Source organism: Mycobacterium basiliense, from assembly GCF_900292015.1.
Lineage (GTDB): Bacteria > Actinomycetota > Actinomycetes > Mycobacteriales > Mycobacteriaceae > Mycobacterium > Mycobacterium basiliense.
Genome location: NZ_LR130759.1, coordinates 364,490 through 385,692, shown reverse-complemented (window position 1 = coordinate 385,692; position 21,203 = coordinate 364,490). Strand labels below are relative to the sequence as shown.

Below are 21,203 nucleotides of genomic sequence, written 5' to 3'. Positions count from 1 at the left end.
GTGTCGACGGTGAGGAACATTTGCAGATCGTCGCACTTGACCGAGGCGGGCCTGAGGCGCCCCCCTAGGGAAGCCTGCTAGAACTGCAATGCGCTGAAACGCCAGTCCAACACCGGCCGGTCGGCCTCGTCCGGTGAGCCGCTGACCGCGTAGACCAGCGACCGTAATCCCAGCACCCCGCCCTGGGAGGTCGCCCCGGCGGATTCGACGTGCACCTCGCTATACAAGGTGTCACCCTCGCGCACCGGACCGGTGTGGTCGCAGTGCTCCCAACCCAGGACCGTCACCAGGTTGGGCATCAGCCGACAGGCCTGCGCAAACGCCAGACCGATGGTGTGCCCTCCGTAAACCAGGCGTTGACCGCCGATCCGCGAATCATGATGGGTGGCAGCGATGTTCAGCGTTAGTCGGGCCAATTCCGGTGCGCTACCGACCAGGTCTGCGGTGCTATGCATGACGGTACCGGCCAAGCCGGTGTCAAAGTGCGGGCCGGGCACCCGGCGTCGGAATGCGTCGGCGTCCCATTGGGCGGTGGCATCCACGCCGGCTGGGCCGACATCTGCGCCGATCGACGACAAGTCATCGCCGGGCCCACCGGGACGCCACTCGGGGCTGGCCGGCAGCATGGCACACCGGTAGAAGTCGAGCACCAACCGATCGGCCTGATCGATAGTGGTCATCCGCAGCGCCGCCATACCGGTTGGAGCCCGACCAGGTTTGGCCGCGTTGGCACGCAGCCCGACCACCTCGGTGCGCGTGTAGATGGTGTCGCCGATCACCGGGAACCGGTGAAAGGTGAGCCCACGGTAGAACAGATTCGCCTTAACCCGTTGGGTCACCAACGTCGACTGGCCGATCGCCACGTTGCACACCAGGCCCGGGTGCGCCAGCGCGGCGGACGCACCGGTCACCGCCGCGCACAGGGGCGCATCCAGCGCCAGTCGCAGCCGGTCGCCCAGGATCGCCTGATGGGCCGCCGCCAATCCGGCGGACAGCGTCATCGCCGGCGCCCAGTCGAACACCTGGCCTACGAACAAATCATCGAAGTAGGGCCCGCCCTCGCGGATGCCCGCGTACCCGGTATGCACAACGCCACATGCTGGCAGGCTGTCCAACCGAGGGTCAATACGGAGGGGCGCAAAGGTGAGCAACAAACGACACGACCTCAACAACGAAGAAGCGATGCTGGTCGCCACGGTGCGGGCATTCGTAGACCGCGATGTGAAACCCACCGTGCGTGAGGTCGAGCACGCCAACACCTATCCCGAGGCATGGATCGAGCAGATGAAGCTCATCGGCATCTATGGCCTGGCCATTGGTGAGGAGTACGGCGGATCGCCGGTATCGATGCCCTGCTATGTACAGGTCACCCAGGAGCTGGCCCGCGGCTGGATGAGCCTGGCCGGTGCGATGGGCGGCCACACAGTCGTGGCCAAGCTGCTGGCGTTGTTCGGCACCGCCGAACAACGCCAGGCCTACCTGCCACCGATGGCTACCGGCGAGCTGCGCGCAACGATGGCGCTAACCGAGCCCGGCGGCGGCTCCGATCTGCAGAACATGTCGACCACCGCACTGCCCGATGGCCCCGACCGGTCCAGCCTGGTGATCAACGGTGCCAAGACCTGGATCAGCAACGCGCGCCGTTCGGGATTAATTGCTTTGCTGTGCAAGACCGATCCGGATGCCATTCCGCAGCACCAGGGCATATCGATCGTGCTGGTCGAACCCGGACCGGGCCTGACCGTGTCGCGCGACCTACCCAAGCTGGGCTACAAGGGCGTCGAGGCGTGCGAGTTGTCGTTCGATGGCATGCGGGTACCGGTGTCGGCCGTCCTGGGCGGCAGCATGGGTAACGGTTTTGCTCAGATGATGAAAGGCCTTGAGACCGGCCGTATCCAGGTCGCGGCTCGCGCCCTGGGGGTGGCAACGGCGGCACTGGAAGATGCGCTTGCCTACGCGCAGCAACGCGAGAGTTTCGGTCAGCCGATCTGGAAACACCAAGCCGTCGGGCACTATCTCGCCGAGATGGCAACCAAACTCACCGCGGCCCGCCAACTCACCCGCTACGCCGCCGAGCGCTACGACAGCGGGGCGCGCTGCGACATGGAGGCCGGAATGGCCAAGTTGTTCGCCTCGGAGGCCGCCATGGAGATTGCCCTCAACGCCGTACGCATCCATGGCGGCTATGGCTACTCGACCGAATACGACGTAGAGCGCTATTTTCGCGATGCCCCGCTGATGATCGTCGGCGAGGGCACCAACGAGATACAGCGCAATGTGATCGCCGCACAGCTGGTCGCCCGCGGCGGAATCTAGCCGGTGCCCGAACCGCCCGTGCTGTATATTTGCCTGACTTCGCCCGCCAGCAATGCGGTGCGGGAACCCTAGCAAGGCAAGGGAAGGCAGTCCTCATGAGTTATCCGCCAGGGCCTTACGGAGGTTCCCCAGAGTGGCAGAACCCGCAGCCCGGTTGGCAGGGCCAGCAGCCGGGCTGGCCGGCTCAGCAACCCGGCTATGCACCGGAGCCGGACAACTATCTCGTTTGGGCGATTCTGAGCACGCTGTTGTGTTGCCTGCCGTTTGGCATCGTTTCGATCGTGTACTCCACCAAAGTTTCCGGGCTGTGGGCACAGGGACGATACGCCGAGGCGCAGGCCGCCTCCGCCAACGCCAAGAAGTGGGCGATCATCAGCGCAATAACCGGGGCCATCCTCGGCGTGATCTTTGCGGTGATCTACGTTGCCATCATCATGGTGGCAGTGTCGGTCGATCACAACATCCCATCCACGATCACCACCTATTCCGGCTACTGAGCCGATTACACATCGACCCTTCATGTGATGCCTTGGGCATCATCATATTTGCTGCTAGTTCGGCTCGATCGCATCGACCAGTCGCCATGCCAACGCCGTTTCGGCATCGATGGTTCGACCGGAGAGTACAAGATATGCCGTTCGCCAGCGCCCTATTCGGCGAGTGACGCTGACTGTGCCACCCGCGCCGGGTATCAGCCCGAGACTTAACTCCGGCAGCCCGAATACCGAATCTTGTTGAGCCTGAACCCATCCACAAAACGCCGCCATCTCTAAACCGCTACCCAGCACATGACCGTGCACTTCAGCGCGGCAGGCCCGGCCGAGCCGGGAGGTAAGCTCGTCAAGCGCAAGAGCCGGGCTGCACCGGGTGCGGGCGAGGTGAGCGCTAACCGGGTCGGCGAAGGTGCCGAACTCGGCGAGATCACCACCGCTGCAAAATGATGGCCCGTTGCCGCCCAGCACCACCTCGGTGATCGATGGATCCAACTGCGCAACGGTCAACGCCTCCAGCAGCGCGGCGCGAGCGGCGGTGCAAAACGCATTGTGCCGTTGTGGCCGATTGAATGTGACATGCAAGGTGCAGCCGGCACGTTCGGCCTGCACCAGTCCGTCGGCGTCCAGGTCGGGTGCCTGCGCCGGTCCACGCTCGGCGAGCCAGCGCGCGAACTCGGGCCCTGCTTGCAGCGTCGAATAGGCAAACGACTCGGTCGTCACGCCAGCCAGCACGGCACCGGTAGGATCCACGGCGCGCAACACGTCGCCGCAGACGGCACTGGCTTGTGGCCAGCGCTGGCAGCGCCGGCTCAGCTCGGCCAGCGCATCGGGCACCGAGTCCACGGTGACTACCCGCGGATCGTTGCTGGCATCTTCGGTTAGCGTGAAAGTTGCTGCATTCAACCAGGATTCATCTGATATTGGGCCATGTGCGATGATCAAACCCGCTGGCACGTCGACACCGGGGTCTGCGGCGCTCGACAGGTCGACGATCCTGAGCATGAGTCATCCCGAATATTTCTCGACCAGTCCGTTCTTGTAGAGCTTACCGGTGTCGGTGCGCGGCAATTGCTCCTCGAACGCAATGACCTGGGGACATTTGAAGTGCGACAATCGTTCTCGCAGCCAAGACAGCAATTCGTCGGCAAACGGCTCGCTGGCGTCGGCTGGATCTACGGTCTGCACGGCGGCCATAACCCGCTGACCCATCTCCTCGTCGGGGATTCCGAACACCGCGGCGTCGAGCACCTTGGGGTGTGTCACCAAGAGATTCTCGGCTTCCTGTGGGTAGATGTTGACCCCACCGGAGATGATCATATGGTGGCGCCGATCGGTCAGGAACAGATAGCCCTCGTCGTCAAGGTAACCGATATCGCCGACCGTAACCCAGCCGTTCTTGTTGTGCGCGGCAGCCGTTTTCGACGGGTCGTTGAGATACTCGAAGGAGTATCCGCCTTCGAAGTAGATCTCTCCCGGTTGGCCCGCCGGTTGTTCGTTGCCGTCCTCGCCGACAATGTGTACTGCACCCTGCATCGGGCGGCCGACCGATCCCGGATGCGCCAGCCAATCCTCGGCGGCGATCAACGTGGACCCGATGGCTTCCGAGGACGCGTAATACTCGTCGATAATCGGTCCCCACCAGTCCATCATCTGTTTTTTGATCTCAACCGGACACGGCGCGGCGGCGTGCATCACCCGCTTCAGACTCGAGATGTCATACGACTGACGAACGGATTCAGGAAGTTTCAGCATCCTGGTGAACATGGCTGGTACGAATTGTCCGTGCGTGACCCGATAGCGCTGGATGGCGTCGAGCGCCCCTTCGGCGTCGAATTTTTCCAGCACAACGGTGGTGATGCCGCCGGCCTGTGCGCTCATCGACCACACCGACGGCGCGGTGTGGTACAACGGGGCGGGACTCAAATAGACAGAATCGGGGTCCATCCAGATGTCGATCAGTACCGACATCATCCCTTGAGCGGCATCCGGGGTGACATGCTGCAGTTCCCGTTTGATTCCCTTGGGCCTACCGGTGGTTCCCGACGAGTACTGCAGCAGATCGCCCTCGCGCTCGTCGGCTATCGGTGTATCAGGTTGATCCCCAACACATCCCGGATAGGCCTCCCAGCCCGGCAACTGTCCCTCGGGTCCGGCCAACAGCAACAGGTCCGGGAGCCCGCCGGGCAGATATTCGGCCAGACCCGCGCAGGTATCTCGCAGGGCCGCGGAACCGATGATCGCCTTGGCGTTGCTGTTGTCGACGATGTAGGCGGCCTCGGGCGCGGTCAGGTGGGTATTGATCGGCACGTAATAGAGCCCACTGCGCCGAGCCGCCCACATCACCGCGTGGATGTGTTCGTTGTTTTCCATCAGGATGGCGACGGCGTCGCCCTCGCGCAGGCCCGCCTGACGAAACCGGTGCGCCAACCGATTGGCCCGCACTTCCAGCTCGTCGAAACTGACTACCGTCCCGGACGGATGCAGGATGACAGCCGGCTTGCCAGCGCCGACATGCTGGCGTATCTGCATGGGCCGACTGTACGACGGACACCCGGTCGGGCCACAACGCGGGCACTGACACCCGCCGGTCGATCCGACCTTAGTCGGCCTCGGCCAACCGCTCCTTTAGCGCGTCGAACTCGTCCTTGACGCCAGTCGGCAGCTTCTCACCGACGAATTCCAGCCACTCCTCGATCAGCGGCAGTTCCGCACGCCACTCCTCGGCATTGACTTTCAGCGCCTCGGCAACGTCGTCGGGTTCGGCGTCCAGCCCCTCCAGGTCCAGGTCCTCGACCGCAGGAACGGTGCCAATCGGGGTGGTCCGGCCACCGGCCTTGTGCTCGATGCGGTCGACGATCCACTTCAGCACCCGGCTGTTCTCGCCGAATCCAGGCCACAGGAAGCGTCCGTCGTTACCGCGGCGGAACCAGTTGACGAAGAAAACCTTTGGCATCTTGGACTCGTCGGCGTTCTTACCCAGGTTGATCCAGTGCTGGAAGTAGTCGCCGACGTTGTAGCCAAGGAACGGCAACATGGCCATCGGGTCGCGGCGCACGTTGCCGACTTTGCCCTCGGCCGCGGCGGTCTGCTCGCTACCCAGGGTGGCACCGATGAACACACCGTGCTGCCAGTCACGCGCCTCGGTCACCAACGGCACGGTGGTCTTGCGACGGCCACCGAACAGGATTCCCGAAATCGGCACACCCTGCGGGTCGTCCCATTCGGGCGCCAGGATCGGGCACTGCGACATCGGGGTGCAGTACCGGGAATTCGGGTGCGCCGCGTTGGTTTCCGTCTCGCGGAAATACCAGTCGTTACCCTTCCAGTCGATGAGGTGCTGGGGGTCGCCTTCCAAGCCCTCCCACCACACGTCACCGTCATCGGTCAGGGCGACGTTGGTGTACACCGTGTTGCCCGCGGCCAGGGTGCGCATGGCATTGGGGTTGGACTTCCAGTTGGTGCCCGGCGCCACCCCGAAGAAGCCGAACTCCGGGTTGACCGCATACAGCCGGCCGTCCTTGCCGAACCGCAGCCAGGCGATGTCATCGCCGAGTGTCTCGGCCCGCCACCCCGGGATGGTCGGCTGCAGCATTGCCAGGTTGGTCTTGCCGCACGCCGACGGGAACGCCGCCACAAAGTAGTAGGCCTTGTTCTCCGGCGAAATCAGCTTCAGGATCAGCATGTGCTCGGCCAGCCAGCCCTCGTCGTGGGCCATCGCCGAGGCGATACGCAGGGAGTAGCACTTCTTACCCAGCAACGCATTGCCGCCATACCCGGAGCCGTAGCTCCAGATTTCGCGGGTTTCCGGAAAGTGGGTGATGTACTTGGTTTCGTTGCACGGCCACGGAACGTCTTTCTGACCCGGCTCCAGCGGCGCGCCCACCGAGTGCAGCGCCTTGACGAAGAAACCGTCGTCACCCAGCTTTTCCAGCGCCGCCTTGCCCATGCGAGTCATCGTGCGCATCGAGACCACGACGTACTCGGAGTCGGTGATCTCCACGCCCAGCTTGGGGTCGTCGGCACCAAGGGGGCCCATACAGAACGGCACCACGTACATGGTGCGCCCGCGCATACAACCGCGGTACAGATCGGTCAGCGTGGACCGCATTTCGCTGGGATCCATCCAGTTGTTGGTGGGGCCAGCGTCGATCTCGCGCTCCGAACAGATAAATGTCCGAGACTCCACCCGCGCGACATCGGAGGGATCCGAAAGTGCCAGGTAGGAGTTTTGGTGCTTTTCCGGGTCGAGCCGGACGAACGTGCCGGCCTCGACCAGCTGGTCGGCGAGGCGCTGGAACTCTTCTTCGGAGCCGTCCGCGAAGACCACCCGGTCGGGCTGCGTAAGTTCGGCGACCTCTTCTACCCAGGACAGCAGCCCCTGGTGATTTGTCGGCGCGGTGTCCAGACCGGGGATGGTCGCTGAGGTCATCGAACTCTCTCCTGTTTGCTACGTAGTCGTCGGGTAGTCGTCGGGTAGTCGTCGGCTAGTTGTCGGCTAGTTATCGGCTCGCTGTCGGCTGCTGGGATTCGGTGGGTGTGCTAATGCGTTCGCTAGCACAACTGTTGACCCGGTGCCGCTTTTATACAGGTTAACGCGCATCACTTGTCGGGGAAGGCCTGGGCGGGTATAAGCCTCCTCACAGGACCGATTCAGAAGGGTCGGAAACCCTCGGAAATAGCTGTCGCCGGCGTCGACGTGTCGGTCGACGTGTCGCCGGGCTCGGCCACCGACTCCGACTTCGCTGAATCCAATGTCGTATCGCGTATACCCGATTCAGCTAGTTCTGCACGCACCGCGTCGAGCGCGGCCTGGATCGCCGGCATCTCCCGGTCCCGCGATGCGGCCGCGCGGGCCGCCGCGATGGCGTGTTCCCGCAGTTCGCTGTCGATGGCGTTGACGCGGTCTTCCACCCGAGAGTCCTCCACCTCGTCGTACGCACTCAGCGCCGTACCCAACAGCGCTTCGGCGGCCAGCACCCGACTGGCGACCAGTTGCTCGAGCGCCGACCTCAGCGATGACGTCACCTCGGCCGTCCAGCGATCCAGCATGGCGCGGTCGCTCAGCAGGCCGCGTGTGTTCACCACCCACACGGTTGTCAGCAGCCCGAGCGTCACACACACCACGATTCCGGCCGCGGTGAGGCCCGCGCCCAGGCCCGCGGCCAGACCTGACAGCAGCCGGATCAGCGTCAATGCCAGGCCCAGCCCGAAGCCGGCCCCCAACACCATCATCAGTTGGGTTTCCGGCCGCCGAGATCTCAGTGACGGCGCCGAGATGGACACCGTCGGCAGCGCATCGATGTGCGGCAGTTGCACGGGCATACTCATCGCTTCGGCTATGTCGCGCAGTTGCACGGAGATGCCGTCAGCGACCTCCGCCACCGCCTCCTCGACGCGGCGACGCGTGTACGTCTCGAATTCGGCGATCCCGCGCCGAGGCAGGCTCGCGATGTCCTCCTGCAGTTCCGCGCGGACGGATGCGCACCGGTTGTGCGAGAAATGGGACAACTCGACCCGCGCCTGCTGGATCTGGCCTCGCAGCGCAATGCCGCGCTCGGTCCGCGATTGGCGTCGGTGCCGCAGGGCCGCACTGCGTTGCTCTCGCAGCCCGCCGACCCGGGCCCCGCGCCCGGCGCCGACGGCATCACGGTCAAACCTTTCTGACACCGTCCGCAGCCTTGACTCCCAGGCCCGCAGCCTATTCCGCCGGGCGCTGTCGGCATCGGCGAGGCGGGCCTGCACCGTCGCCACCAAGTCGTCCACGTGCGGTATGCCCAGATCCGGTGCGGCCGCCACACCCAACCAGGGCACGGCGCCGTAGCGCGGCGCGTGGGCGGCCAGGATGTCCTGGTTGGCGGCCAGCACTTCCCGCCAGCTCCGGTGTATGTCGATCTTCGACACCACGCCGATCACCACATCGGTGTGTTCGGCGGCGACATCCAACAGCATGCAGTCGGATGCGGTCAGCGGGGTGGCCGCGGAAACCACGAAGACCACCGCCGTGGGAGCGTCGCCGGCAGCGAGCTCGCGTGCCTCGATGAACCGGTACGCCGGGACGCTTTCGCGCAGGGCCTTGAGCACGCTGGTTACCCCGGACAGCCAGGGGCCGGTCACCACGACCACGTCGCGGCGGTGGACCATCGGCGAACCGATGTTGGGCACGATCGCTGTCACCAGGGCGTCCACCGGGGCGGCTGGATGGTCGCCGGTCGCGCCGATCACGGAAATACCCCGGACTCCGCGGCTTCGGGCAAACCACCAGCGCGCGCCCAGAGCCGAAGCGATCCTCTGGCGATATCGGCACTGCACGCACGCAGCGCATCGCCGGCCGGGGCCGAGCTTTGCTCGCTGTGTCGGCGCCAACGCACCGCCCGCCGCAGGTGCTGGGCCGGATCGCGGGCCGGTCCGGGCTCGGCGGGTAGCCCAAACGCGCGTGCCGCATCCAGAGCGGCCGTCATCCGGGCGATCACCGTCTCGTCGCACCGCAAGAACTCGGCTATCCGCTGGTCGGTCACGGCCAACGCCTCGAGTGCGGCGACCGCGTCGAGGATCCTGCGGTAGCGCACCCCGGCACCGGCGGCGACGATGTTGGCGACCACCGCGTCGACGCCGCTGACGCGGCGCAACAGGGCAAGCGCCTGCGACCGGGTGCCACCTTGCCGCAGCGCCGCGATCGTCAGCGCGATGCCGAACAGGTCCAGGCCCTCGAGCAGCCGCAGCCTGATTGGGGCCGGCACCGGGAGTGTCGCCGCCAGGAAACCCTCGAAGGATCCATCGAGGCAGGCGACCCCGTCAGGATGAGCGGCCAGCGTCCGCAGCGCGCACCAGGACGGCTCGTCCAGATCAGTGAGAGCGGTGACCGCGAGCACCCCGATCATCGGCTGGACGGGCAGCCCGACCAGCGCAGAAAAATCCGAACATCGAGTGTGCGCCGCCGCCAGCGGCCCGGCGCCGCCGAACCCGGCCAGATCTGCCTTGTTCAGGATCACCAACGTGGGTTGTTGCGCCGCCGGTTCGGGGTGCCGGGCAGCCAGGGCGGTGCGGTCTTCAGGCTTGAGTACCTCGGCGACGACGTAGACGTGGATGTCGGCGTCGGCCGGCCGGGCGGTGACCGCGCAGCCCGACGCCGCCACGGCGCGGTGCAAGGCGCGGGTCACCGTGCTGCAACCTGCCCCGCGACGTCCATGGACCAGCACCCCAAGCGGTTCGGCGGTCCGCTGTGCAATCGCCTGAATGCGCCGGTCACCGGTACCGGCCGCGAAACCCGTCAGCTCGTCGACAAAAATGGTGAGTCCCCTGTCCGGTGCTATCCCCATGTGCGCCCATGCTCGCCGGCGGCGATCCCACCGGCGAATAGCCCCACCGAATGGTGGCAGCTGCGCCGCCGCGACGCGAGCCAGGACTCATCTGTTACCAGCCGAAGGCAACTGTTGGGTATCAATCTGGACCAGGAGCGGCTACACCCGGGGTCGATAGGCCACGATGGACGAATGCGTGCGCAACCCGGGGTGGGGTTTCGAGCCGAGTCCTCCGAAGCTGGCCAAGGGCTGGACTCCAGCAACCAGGACAGCGCGTGGGGCTACCTGCCCGCCACGAGCTTTCGCTCGCGCCGTTCTGCGCTGTCCAATGCTCAGCGCCAGACCTGGGAACGGCTGTGGCCGCGGCTGGGCATGGAGGCTATCGGGCCCTCCCCCGCCAGGTCCGGCGGCAACGGGCCGCTAGACACTCGGGCCTGGTTCGGCCGCGACGCACCCTTGGTGCTCGAGATCGGCTGCGGTAGCGGTAAGTCGACCCTGGCGATGGCACAGGCAGAACCCGAGGTGGACGTGATCGCGGTAGAAATCTATCGCCGCGGGCTGGCGCAGCTGCTCTGCGCGATCGACAAGCTGGGCGACGAGACGAGTTCCGCCGGCACCAATATCCGCTTGATCCGAGGTAATGGTATCGACGTCCTGAACAACCTGATCGCCCCGGATACGTTGACCGGTGTGCGGGTCTTCTTCCCCGACCCCTGGCCCAAGGCACGCCACCACAAGCGCCGCATGCTGCAGCCCGCAACGATGGCTCTGATCGCCGACCGGCTGCTGCCCGGAGGCATTCTGCACGCGGCCACCGACCACTCCGACTATGCCGAGCACATCGGTGTAGTCGGCGATGCCGAAGAGCGGCTGATCCGGGTCGATCCAGACACCGAATCCCTGCCGATTTCGGCGGTCCGACCCACTACCAAATACGAAAGGAAAGCCCAAGACGCGGGCAGCGTCGTCGCCGAGTTCTTATGGAAGAAGCATGGTTGATCCCGGCTGATAGGGAAAAGACTCGAGATCAGATGAAATGAGCCTGACCGAAGAAGTGACCACACCCACGTCTGAACCATTGGCTCCGACGGCAGCGCCGGTGCTGGCCGAGGACGTAGCCCAGGGCGGCCTGACGGGCTTCTCGCCGCCGGTAGCGCGCGTCCTGCTGGTCTGGGATGCCCCGAACTTGGACATGGGGCTGGGTTCAATCCTGGGCCGTCGGCCGACGGGCCAGGAACGGCCCCGCTTCGATGCGCTGGGCCGCTGGCTGCTCACTCGTACCGCCGAGGTCGCCGCCGCGACAGCGAGCGACCCGGAGATCCGAGTCGAACCCGAAGCCACCGTCTTCACCAACATCGCGGCTGGCAGCGCCGAAGTGGTACGTCCGTGGGTGGACGCGCTGCGCAACGTTGGGTTCGCCGTCTTCGCCAAACCGAAGATCGACGAGGACAGCGACGTCGACCGCGACATGCTCGAGCACATCGAGCTGCGGTACCAGGAGGGACTGGCCGCACTGGTGGTGGCATCCGCGGACGGCCAGGCCTTTCGGCAGCCGCTGGAGGAGATTGCCCGCGGCGGAACCCCAGTTCAAGTGCTTGGATTTCGTGAACACGCTAGTTGGGCGCTAGCGTCGGATACCTTGGAGTTCGTCGACCTGGAGGACATTCCTGGTGTTTTCCGGGAGCCGCTCCCGCGAATCGGCCTTGATTCGCTACCTGAGCAGGGGGCTTGGCTGCAGCCTTTCCGGCCGCTGTCCTCGCTGTTGACCTCGCGTATATGAACAGACCTCGCGTCTGAGAAGACCGAGCGTCTGACAATCGAAAAGCAGAGCAATGCAGTGCGCGGGTCGGTAACGATCCAGTAAGGAGCTTACGTGTTCGCCTGGTGGGGTCGAACTGTGTACCGCTACCGGTTCATCGTAATCGGCGTCACGGTGGCTCTGTGCCTCGGCGGCGGCGTTTTCGGGCTGAGCCTGGGTAACCACGTCACACAGAGCGGGTTTTACGACGACGGCAGCCAATCGGTGAAAGCCTCTGTGCTGGGTGACCAGGTCTACGGGCGCGACCGAACCGGCCATATCGTGGCCATCTTCCAAGCCCCCGACGGCAAGACTGTCAACGACCCGGCTTGGTCGAAAAAGATCACCGACCAGCTCAACCAGTTCGTGTCCGACCACGCCGACCAAGTCCTGGGATGGGCCGGCTACCTGAGAGCACCCGACAGCACCAGCCCGGTCATCAAGGGGATGGCGACGGAGGACAAGAAGTACACCTTTGTGTCGATTCCGCTTAAGGGCGACGACGACGACACCATCCTGAACAACTACAAGGACATCGCGCCTTCCCTGCAGAAGCTCGACGGCGGCACGGTTCAGCTCGCTGGCCTTGAGCCGGTGGCCGAAGCGCTGACCGGCACCATCGCCACCGACCAGCGACGGATGGAAGTGCTGGCCCTGCCGCTGGTGGCCGTGGTGCTGTTCCTGGTGTTCGGCGGCGCCGTCGCGGCCTGCCTTCCGGTGATGGTGGGCGGGCTCAGCATCGCGGGCGCCTTGGGTATCTTGCGGCTGATTGCCGTGTTCGGACCGGTGCACTTCTTCGCTCAACCCGTCGTCTCGCTGATCGGTCTCGGTATCGCGGTGGACTATGGGCTATTCGTGGTGAGCCGGTTCCGGGAAGAGATCGCCGAAGGCTACGACACCGAGACCGCGGTACGGCGCACGGTCATGACCGCGGGACGAACTGTTGCTTTCTCAGCGGTGCTGATCATGGCCTCCGGGGCCAGCCTGCTGATGTTGCCCCAGGGCTTCGTGAAGTCGCTGACCTACGCCTTGCTGGCCGCCGTCGGCCTGGCCGCCCTGCTGTCGATCACCTTGCTGCCGGCCTGCCTGGGCGTGCTCGGCAGGCACGTCGACGCGCTCGGCGTGCGGACCGCGTTCCGGGTGCCGTTCCTGCGCAACTGGAAGGTGTCGCGGGCCTACCTGAACTGGCTGGCCGACCGCCTGCAGAAAACCAAGACCCGCGAAGAGGTCGAGGCCGGCTTCTGGGGAAATCTCACCAACTTCGTGATGAAGCGGCCGCTGATGTTCGCCATCCCCATAGTCATCGGGATGATTTTGCTGGTCATCCCGCTGTTCAACCTCTCACTCGGCGGCATGAGCGAGAAGTATCTGCCACCCGATAATGCGGTGCGCCAGTCCCAGGAGCACTTCGACAAGCTCTTTCCCGGGTACCGCACCAATCCGCTGACCCTGGTCATTCAGAGCACCAATCACCAGCCCGTCACCGACGGGCAGATCGCGGACATCCGTAGCAAGGCGATGGCGATCAGTGGGTTTATCGAGCCGGACAACGACCCCGCCAACATGTGGCAGGAGCGCTCGCAGGCACCGGGCGGATCGAAGGATCCGTCGGTCCGGGTCCTGCAGAACGGGTTGACCAACCCCGGTGACGCGGCGAAGAAACTCGACGAGCTGCGCGCGATCACGCCCCCCAAGGGGATCGACATATACGTCGGCGGCACACCCGCGCTGGAACAGGATTCGATCCACAGCCTGTTCGACAACATGCCCGCCATGCTGGTCATCCTGCTCACGACCACCACGTTGCTGATGTTCCTGGCATTCGGTTCGGTGGTGCTTCCGATCAAGGCGGCGGTGATGAGCGCACTGACGCTCGGGTCCACCATGGGCATCTTGACGTGGATATTCGTCGACGGGCACGGGTCGGGCGTGCTGAACTTCACCGCCACCCCACTGACCGCGCCCGTCATTGCGCTGGTTGTCGCGGTGGGATACGGGTTGGCCACCGACTATGAGGTGTTCCTGGTCTCGCGGATGGTCGAGGCACGGGAAAACGGCATGTCCACTCAGGAGGCCATCCGGATCGGCACGGCAACCACCGGGCGCCTCATCACGGCAGCCGCGCTGGTGCTGGCCGTGGTCGCAGGCTCGTTCGTGTTCTCCGATCTGGTGATGATGAAGTACCTGGCGTTCGGGTTGATGGCGGCACTGCTGTTGGACGCGACCGTGGTGCGGATGTTCTTGGTGCCGTCGGTGATGAAACTGCTCGGCGACGACTGCTGGTGGGCACCGCGCTGGATGCGGCGGCTGCAGACCCGGATCGGGTTGGGGGAAATACACCTGCCCGATGAGCGCAAGCGGCCGGTGAGCAGCGGTCGGCCCCCCGTGACTGCGGGGCTGGTCGCCGCCACCCCGCGCCCAGCCCACGACCCCACGCACCCGTCCCCCCCGGAGTCGGCCCGGCAGGTCTCGGGCACCAGCGCCCGTCCGGAGCTGGGCCCGGCGCAGAGCGGGCCGTCCAGTGCCGGGACCAAGCAGATCCAGGTCAAGCCCAACCAGCCCAGCGAACCGCCGACCACTCGTCTCACCACGCCCGGCAAGCCGCCGGCGCGCGGTGTGAGTGGCCGGCCCTCGGCGCCGCCGTCGTCATCGCCGACACGACCACCGGCACCGGTACCGCCCCCGCCCCCACCGGCGCCCTCGCCCCCACCGGCGCCCTCGGCCGGTCAGACCCGGGCCATGCCCGTTCCGCGGAATCGGTCCGACGAGCCGGCCGGCGATCCAGCGGATCCAACGGCGGCGTTGCCGATCCAACGCCCCGAGGGCACCGACAGCGAGGCCGCGACCGAGCAGCTCAACGCGCGGGGTGGCAAAGGCGCGGAGAACGGCGCAGAAAATCCGCGTCAGCGCCGCCGCGGTGCCGGCGGCCTGAGCGCGCAGGATCTGCTGCGACGTGAGGGACGCTTGTAGGTCCGCGGCGCCTAGTCGGGCCCCTGGCCAGCGCCGGCATCGGGGTCATCGGGTTCGGCGGCGACCAGCGCCGGGGCATCCTCGGCCTGCTGTTCGGCTGCCACGGCCGGATCCTTGGCCAGGAGCACCTTCATCGCGTTGTTGAGGAAGGCGACCGTCGGAACGGCCAGCAGGGCCCCGATGATCCCGGCGAGCACCCCACCGGTGGATATGGCTAACACCACCCCCAGCGGGTGGATCGACACCGCGCGCCCCATCACCAGCGGCTGCAGCAAATGCGCCTCCAGTTGGTTCACCGTGATGAGCAAACCGAGGGTGATCAACGCGTACACGATGCCCTTGGCCAGCAACGCGACCACCACCGCCACCAAACCCGAGACCAGGGCACCGATCAGCGGAATGAAGGCACCCAGGAACACCAACGACGCAAGCGGCAACGCGAGCGGGATCCCCATGACCGCCAACCCCGCACCGACACCGGCGGCATCGGTCAACGCCACCAGGAAGGTGGCGCGCACGTAACCGATCAACGACCCGTACCCGGCGCGCCCGGCATCGAGCACCTTTTGCCGCGACTCGGCGGGAATGACCTTGGCGACGTACTGCCAGATATTGCGCCCCCCGTAAAGGAAGAAAATGAGCGTGAACAGCACCAATACCGCCGCGGTCAATAACTCGGTGATGGCCGCCGCGGTGGAGATCGCGCCGCTGGTCAACTTCGCTTGATGGCTGCGCAACGCCTCGATGGCGGCATTGCCGGCGTTCTCAATCTGTTCGCGGCGCAGGTGCGCCGGCCCCTCGATCAGCCATCGGCGACTGGAGTCGATGCTGTGCTCCACCTGCTCGACCAGATCCGGCAAACCAACGATGAACTGACTGATGACGAACGCCAGCAGGCCGCCCAGGACCGCGAACCCCCCCAACAACACCAGCGCCACCGCCACCCCGCGGGGCACCCCTCGGTGGTCCAGCCAGTCCACCACCGGCACCAACAGCGCGCTCAGCATTAGCGCCAGCAACACCGGAACGACAATGATTTCGAGCTTCTTGATGACCAACAACAGCGCCACGGCCGCCGCCAGGATGACCAACAAACGCCACGACCACGCTGCGGTCTTACGGACCAGAGGAACTACCGATGCATCGTCGAGGCTTGCCGACATCCGGCAAGCCTAGCCGGGTGCCTCGGGCTTGCCGGGCGCGAATCCTGACCGAATGGTCGGCCGTGTCGGGCGGCCTCGCCTGGTGATCGTTGGTGATCGTTGCTGAGTGATCGTTCGTGATCGCCGGCACGATCCGGTCACGACCCCAGAACGAGCCCGACACAGTCCGCGACGTGCGGCGATCGTTGCACCAGGTGCACGGTTACCCTTATTCGGTGTCATACGACGCCTCGGTCCGCAAACCTCGCCAGCGCGTGGGCGTGCTCACCCGCAAGCGGGTGGGGCCAGCCGCCGCGTGCGGTGGTGACCCACCGCGCGGCAAGTACTGGTGGATCCGGTGGGTCGTGCTGGGCATCGTGTCCATCGTGCTTGCCGTCGAGGTGGCGCTGGGGTGGGACCAGCTGGCCAAAGCCTGGATGAGCATGTATCAGGCCAAATGGTGGTGGCTGCTGGCGGCGATGGGAGCCGCGGCAGCATCGATGCACAGTTTCGCCCAAATCCAGCGCACGCTGCTGAAATCCGCGGGCGTCCACGTCAAACAGTTGCGGTCGGAAGCCGCCTTCTACGCGGCCAACTCGCTGAGCACCACGCTTCCCGGCGGTCCGGTGTTGTCTGCCACCTTCCTGCTCCGACAGCAGCGGATATGGGGCGCCTCGACGGTGGTGGCGTCGTGGCAGCTGGTGATGTCGGGGGTGCTACAGGCGGTGGGACTGGCGCTGCTCGGCCTGGGCGGCGCGTTCTTCCTGGGCGCGAAGAACAACCCGTTCTCGCTGCTTTTCACCCTGGGCGGGTTTCTCGCGTTGCTGCTGCTCGCCCAGGCGGTGGCCTCCCGTCCGGAGTTGCTTGAGGGCATCGGCTGCCGAGTGCTGTCGTGGGTCAACTCGATCCGGGGCCGCGAGGCCGAGACCGGGTTGGAGAAATGGCGTCAGATACTCATCCAGCTCGAATCGGTGAGCCTGAGCCGGCGTGACTTGGGGGTGGCGTTCAGCTGGTCGCTATTGAACTGGATCGCCGATGTCGCGTGCCTGGGCTTTGCCGCTTACGCCGCCGGCGACCACGCCTCGGTCGCCGGGTTGACGGTTGCCTACGCGGCGGCCCGCGCAGTCGGGACCATTCCGTTGATGCCCGGTGGTCTGCTGGTCGTCGAGGCTGTACTGGTGCCGGGCCTGGTCTCGAGCGGCATGGCCCTACCTAATGCCATCTCGGCGATGCTGATCTACCGGCTGATCAGCTGGCTGTTCATCGCCGCGATCGGGTGGGTGGTGTTTTTCTTCGTGTTTCGCACCGAGAAAACCGCGGGCTCAGACACCGACGATCCCCCGACCGATCCAGGCCTGGGACGCGTCATCAACGTCCCGGCCGATTTTTACGACGACCCCGTCGACACGGCGCTTCAGGGTCCGTTGCCACCGCCCGAGTATGGCGCCCAAAGCGATTGCGGTCAGTCCCGCTAGCTCATCGGGTGCGTCGGTCGGTGGCGGACCTCGAGGCGGTCCGCCGACCGCGGGCGGCCTCTGGCGGTGTCGGCGTTGTTGCAGCTCAGCAACCAATAATCGGACCTAGACCGGGTCGCCCTGCGGTAGGCTCGCGTGCACGCACTGCGTGAGAAAAACGGGGAGATACCATCCAGCAGTTCATGATGCGCCTAAGCCGCAACCTACGCAGATTCCGCTGGTTGGTTTTCACAGGCTGGTTGCTCGCACTGGTCCCGGCAATCTATCTGGCCATGACGCAGTCCGGGAATCTGACCGGCGGTGGCTTTGAGGTAACCGGCTCGCAGTCGCTGCAGGTCCACGATGTCCTGGTCGCCCAATACCCCGACCAGGGCGCATCGTCGTTGGCGTTGGTGGCGACCCCCCGCCCGGATGCCAGCTACCAAGACATCAACGACGCGGTGGCGCAGCTGCGGCGCATCGCCAGCGAGTTTCCGGGCGTATCGGAAGTGCCCAACCCTACCCAACGGCCGCCGCAACCCGACCGGCCGTATGTGGTGTCGTTGCGATTGGACGCCCGCAACGCCGGCACCAGCGACCTCGCCAAGAAGCTGCGCGCACGAGTTGGGGTGACCGGTGACAAACCCGGTCAAACGGCGGATGGCCGGGTGCGGCTATACGTCATCGGCCAAGGTGCCCTGAGCGCGGCCGCGGCGGCAAACACCAAGCACGACATCGCCGCCGCGGAACGCTGGAACCTGCCCATAATTCTGATCGTCTTGCTGGCGGTCTTCGGCTCGCTCGCCGCCGCGGCTATCCCGTTGACCCTCGGCATTTGCACGGTCGTGGTGACCATGGGTTTGGTCTATGCGTTGTCGATGCACACCACGATGTCGGTGTTCGTGACATCGACGGTGTCGATGTTCGGCATCGCACTGGCCGTCGACTACTCGCTGTTCATCCTGATGCGCTTCCGGGAGGAGCTGCGTTCCGGCCGTCAGCCGCAGGAGGCCGTCGACGCCGCCATGGCCACCTCCGGGCTGGCGGTGGTGCTGTCCGGCATGACCGTCGTCGCCTCACTGACCGGCATCTACCTGATCGACACCCCGGCGCTGAAGTCGATGGCCACCGGAGCGATCCTGGCGGTCGTGGTGGCCATGCTGACCTCCGCCACCCTGACGCCGGCCGTGCTGGCCACCTTTGCCAGGGCGGCGGCCAAGAGATCGGCGCTGCTGCACTGGTCGCGGCGGCCGGAGAGCTCCCAGTCACGATTCTGGACTCGCTGGGTCGGCTGGGTAATGCGCCGGCCATGGATAACCGCGTTGTCGGCGTCGATCGTGCTGTTGCTGATGGCATTGCCGGCGACGTCGATGGTGCTCGGTAACAGCCTGCTGCGCCAATTTGATTCCTCGCATGAGATCCGGGCCGGTGTCTCCGCGGCGGCACAAGCGCTTGGACCGGGCGCGCTGGGACCGGTGCAGGTGCTGGTCACGTTCCCGAATGGCGACGCGTCTGCACCGGCGCACCGCGACGCGATCGCCGCGATCCGTCAGCAGATGGCGCAGGGCCCCAACGTCGACTCGGTGGCGCCGCCAAAGTTTGCCGACGACAACCGTAGCGCGGTGCTCAGCGCGGTGTTGTCGGTCGATCCCGAGGACATGGGCGCCCGCCACACCGTCGACTGGATGCGTAACCAGCTCCCAACGGTTGCCGACGGCGCACACATCGACGTGGGCGGACCGACGGCCCTGATCAAGGACTTCGATGACCGGGTGGCGCAGACCGAGCCGCTGGTGCTGGTCTTCGTCGCCGTGATCGCGTTCTTGATGCTGCTGATCTCGATCCACTCGGTGTTCTTGGCGTTCAAGGGCGTCCTGATGACCTTGCTCTCCGTGGCGGCGGCCTACGGCAGCCTGGTCATGATTTTCCAGTGGGGCTGGGGGGAAGGACTGGGCTTCCCACAGCTGAGTTCGATCGACAGCACGGTGCCGCCGCTGGTCCTGGCGATGACATTTGGGTTGTCCATGGACTACGAGATTTTCCTGCTCACCCGAATCCGGGAGCGTTTCTTGCACACGGGCCAGACCCGCGATGCGGTCGCCTACGGGGTGAGCACCAGCGCACGGACCATCACCAGCGCCGCCCTGATCATGATCGCGGTGTTCTGCGGATTCGCGTTCGCCGGCATGCCGCTGGTGGCCGAGATCGGCGTCGCCTGCGCCGTCGCCATCGCCGTGGACGCCACCGTCGTGCGACTCATCATGGTGCCGGCCCTGATGGCGATGTTCTCGCAGTGGAACTGGTGGCTACCCCGATGGCTGGCCCGCATGCTGCCGTCGGTCGACTTCGACCGGCCACTACCCGAGGTCGACCTCGCCGACGTCGTGGTGATTCCCGACGACATCGCGGCGACGATTGCACCCAGCGCCGACCTGCGCGTGGTGCTCAAGTCGGCGGCCAAGCTCAGGCACCTCGCCCCCGACGTCATCTGCGTGGCAGACCCGCTTGCGTTCACCGGGTGCACCCGCAACGGCAAGGGGCCCGAGCAAGTTCCAGAACTCGTCAAAGACGGGCCCGACATCGCCGACTTCGGTGCGCCAGACAGCTCCGGAACGGAGCAGAAGACCAGCACTCAATCGGCCGCCCGGCGGGCGGTCGGCCTGGCCTACCGCACCGGCATCGCGCGCGCGATGTCGTGGACCGAGCGCCCCGTGCATCCGGTTACCGTGTGGCGCGGGCGCCTCACGGTCGCCCTCGACGCGCTCGAAGCCACCGCCGCCGAGCGCCGGGAGTTGACCAACGGAACCCGGCAAACCAGATATCAGCGGCGAGGCCCATTCGAGGCCACCAATGTCCAGTTGCCCACCGGCGACCGGCTGCTGATCCCCACCGGCGCGGAGACGTTGCGGCTCAAGGGCTACTTGATCATGAGCCGTAACAGCAGCCGTGATTATGCCGAATTTGCTGACATGGTCGACGCCATCGAACCCGAGACCGCGGCCGTGGTGCTGGCGGGCATGGACAGGTACTACTGTTGTCAACCACCCAGGCGGCACTGGATGGCCACCCAGCTGGTTCGTCGACTGGCAGACCCGCATCCGTCCGATGTCGACGACGAGTGGCCTCAACCCGATGCCAAGGCAGACTGGGAGGAGGTCAGGCAGCGCTGCCTGGCGGTGGCCGTAGCGATGTTGGAGGAGGCGAGGTGACGTTGGCAACCGACCAGCGGAAACCTGCGCCCACACCGGCATCGCAAGGGTCCAGCATCGAAGCCGGGGGGCCCGGTGTCGACCGGCCGGTCGAATTCTGGCCGACCGCCGCCATCCGCTCCGCGATCGCCGGCGGCGACATCGCCACCTGGAAGCGCATTGCCGCCGCGTTGAAGCGCGACCCCTACGGGCGGACCGCCCGCCAGGTCGAAGAAGTCCTGGAAGGGTCCCCGCCGTACGGCATCTCCAAAGCGTTGTGCGAAGTACTGGACCGAGCGCGTACCCAGCTGGAAGCCAACGAGCGCGCCGAGGTCGCGCGTCACGTGAAGCTACTGGTGGATCGGTCGGGTTTGGGTCGGCAGGAATTCGCATCGCGCATCGGCGTACTGGCCGAGGACCTGGCCTCTTACCTGGACGGCAGTGTCAGCCCGTCCGCCTCGGTGATGATCCGGATGCGGCGATTGTCCGACCGATTTGTCCGGGTCAAAAACACCCGCGCGGCGGATTCCGGCTAGAAGTCCG

The 21,203-nt window shown here is 65.7% G+C and carries 15 protein-coding genes; 8 read left to right on the top strand and 7 right to left on the bottom strand.

Annotated features, from left to right (window positions below; all coding sequences use genetic code 11):
- Positions 1-77: 77 nt before the first annotated feature.
- Positions 78-1,088, bottom strand: coding sequence for a MaoC family dehydratase (locus MB901379_RS01775; protein ID WP_158015044.1), 1,011 nt, complete (start codon positions 1,086-1,088; stop codon positions 78-80).
- A gap of 94 nt (positions 1,089-1,182) precedes the next feature.
- On the opposite strand from MB901379_RS01775, the gene MB901379_RS01770 reads away from it, so the two are divergent.
- Together MB901379_RS01770 and MB901379_RS01765 are read left to right on the top strand one after the other, a co-directional pair.
- Complete coding sequence (locus MB901379_RS01770; protein ID WP_232022064.1) at positions 1,183-2,316, top strand: acyl-CoA dehydrogenase family protein; 1,134 nt, start codon at positions 1,183-1,185, stop codon at positions 2,314-2,316.
- Positions 2,317-2,411: 95 nt separating this feature from the next.
- Entirely contained in the window at positions 2,412-2,813 is a 402-nt protein-coding gene (locus tag MB901379_RS01765; protein WP_158015042.1) for a CD225/dispanin family protein, read from the top strand.
- A gap of 54 nt (positions 2,814-2,867) precedes the next feature.
- Here MB901379_RS01765 and MB901379_RS01760 read toward each other — a convergent pair whose 3' ends face one another.
- From MB901379_RS01760 to MB901379_RS01740, 5 genes are all read right to left on the bottom strand, one after another.
- Positions 2,868-3,812, bottom strand: a complete 945-nt coding sequence (locus MB901379_RS01760) for an enoyl-CoA hydratase/isomerase family protein (protein ID WP_158015041.1) — start codon at positions 3,810-3,812, stop codon at positions 2,868-2,870.
- 3 nt (positions 3,813-3,815) lie between these two features.
- Positions 3,816-5,339: a fatty-acid--CoA ligase FadD4 gene (fadD4, locus tag MB901379_RS01755; protein ID WP_158015040.1), complete on the bottom strand. Its 1,524-nt coding sequence runs from the start codon at positions 5,337-5,339 to the stop codon at positions 3,816-3,818.
- A gap of 70 nt (positions 5,340-5,409) precedes the next feature.
- A complete protein-coding gene (locus MB901379_RS01750) occupies positions 5,410-7,239 on the bottom strand; it encodes a phosphoenolpyruvate carboxykinase (GTP) (protein WP_158015039.1) in 1,830 nt (609 codons plus the stop codon).
- 221 nt (positions 7,240-7,460) lie between these two features.
- Positions 7,461-9,032, bottom strand: coding sequence for a hypothetical protein (locus MB901379_RS01745; protein WP_158015038.1), 1,572 nt, complete (start codon positions 9,030-9,032; stop codon positions 7,461-7,463).
- Positions 9,029-10,126 carry a P-loop NTPase family protein gene (locus MB901379_RS01740; protein ID WP_158015037.1) on the bottom strand — a complete coding sequence of 366 codons (1,098 nt, stop codon included), beginning with the start codon at positions 10,124-10,126 and terminating at the stop codon, positions 9,029-9,031. The genes MB901379_RS01745 and MB901379_RS01740 overlap by 4 nt, the downstream gene beginning before the upstream one ends.
- Positions 10,127-10,282: 156 nt before the next feature.
- On the opposite strand from MB901379_RS01740, the gene trmB reads away from it, so the two are divergent.
- The 3 genes from trmB (at position 10,283) to MB901379_RS01725 (ending at position 14,876) form a co-directional block, all read left to right on the top strand.
- Positions 10,283-11,107, top strand: a complete 825-nt coding sequence (trmB, locus tag MB901379_RS01735; protein WP_232022063.1) for a tRNA (guanosine(46)-N7)-methyltransferase TrmB — start codon at positions 10,283-10,285, stop codon at positions 11,105-11,107.
- Positions 11,108-11,144: 37 nt separating this feature from the next.
- Positions 11,145-11,888 carry an NYN domain-containing protein gene (locus MB901379_RS01730; RefSeq protein ID WP_158015035.1) on the top strand — a complete coding sequence of 248 codons (744 nt, stop codon included), beginning with the start codon at positions 11,145-11,147 and terminating at the stop codon, positions 11,886-11,888.
- Between the two features lie 93 nt (positions 11,889-11,981).
- Positions 11,982-14,876: an MMPL family transporter gene (locus tag MB901379_RS01725; RefSeq protein ID WP_158015034.1), complete on the top strand. Its 2,895-nt coding sequence runs from the start codon at positions 11,982-11,984 to the stop codon at positions 14,874-14,876.
- An 11-nt stretch (positions 14,877-14,887) separates the two neighbouring features.
- Here the strand turns inward: MB901379_RS01725 and MB901379_RS01720 are convergent, their stop codons facing one another.
- Positions 14,888-16,039 (bottom strand): AI-2E family transporter, encoded by a 1,152-nt coding sequence (locus MB901379_RS01720; RefSeq protein WP_158015033.1) that lies wholly within the window; start codon positions 16,037-16,039, stop codon positions 14,888-14,890.
- A 215-nt stretch (positions 16,040-16,254) separates the two neighbouring features.
- Here MB901379_RS01720 and MB901379_RS01715 point away from each other — a divergent pair, with 215 nt between their 5' ends.
- From MB901379_RS01715 to MB901379_RS01705, 3 genes are all read left to right on the top strand, one after another.
- Entirely contained in the window at positions 16,255-17,493 is a 1,239-nt protein-coding gene (locus MB901379_RS01715; RefSeq protein ID WP_158015032.1) for a lysylphosphatidylglycerol synthase transmembrane domain-containing protein, read from the top strand.
- Between the two features lie 182 nt (positions 17,494-17,675).
- Positions 17,676-20,681, top strand: coding sequence for an MMPL family transporter (locus MB901379_RS01710; protein WP_158015031.1), 3,006 nt, complete (start codon positions 17,676-17,678; stop codon positions 20,679-20,681).
- Complete coding sequence (locus MB901379_RS01705; protein ID WP_158015030.1) at positions 20,678-21,196, top strand: XRE family transcriptional regulator; 519 nt, start codon at positions 20,678-20,680, stop codon at positions 21,194-21,196. Before MB901379_RS01710 ends, MB901379_RS01705 begins: the two co-directional genes overlap by 4 nt.
- Positions 21,197-21,203 lie beyond the last annotated feature (7 nt).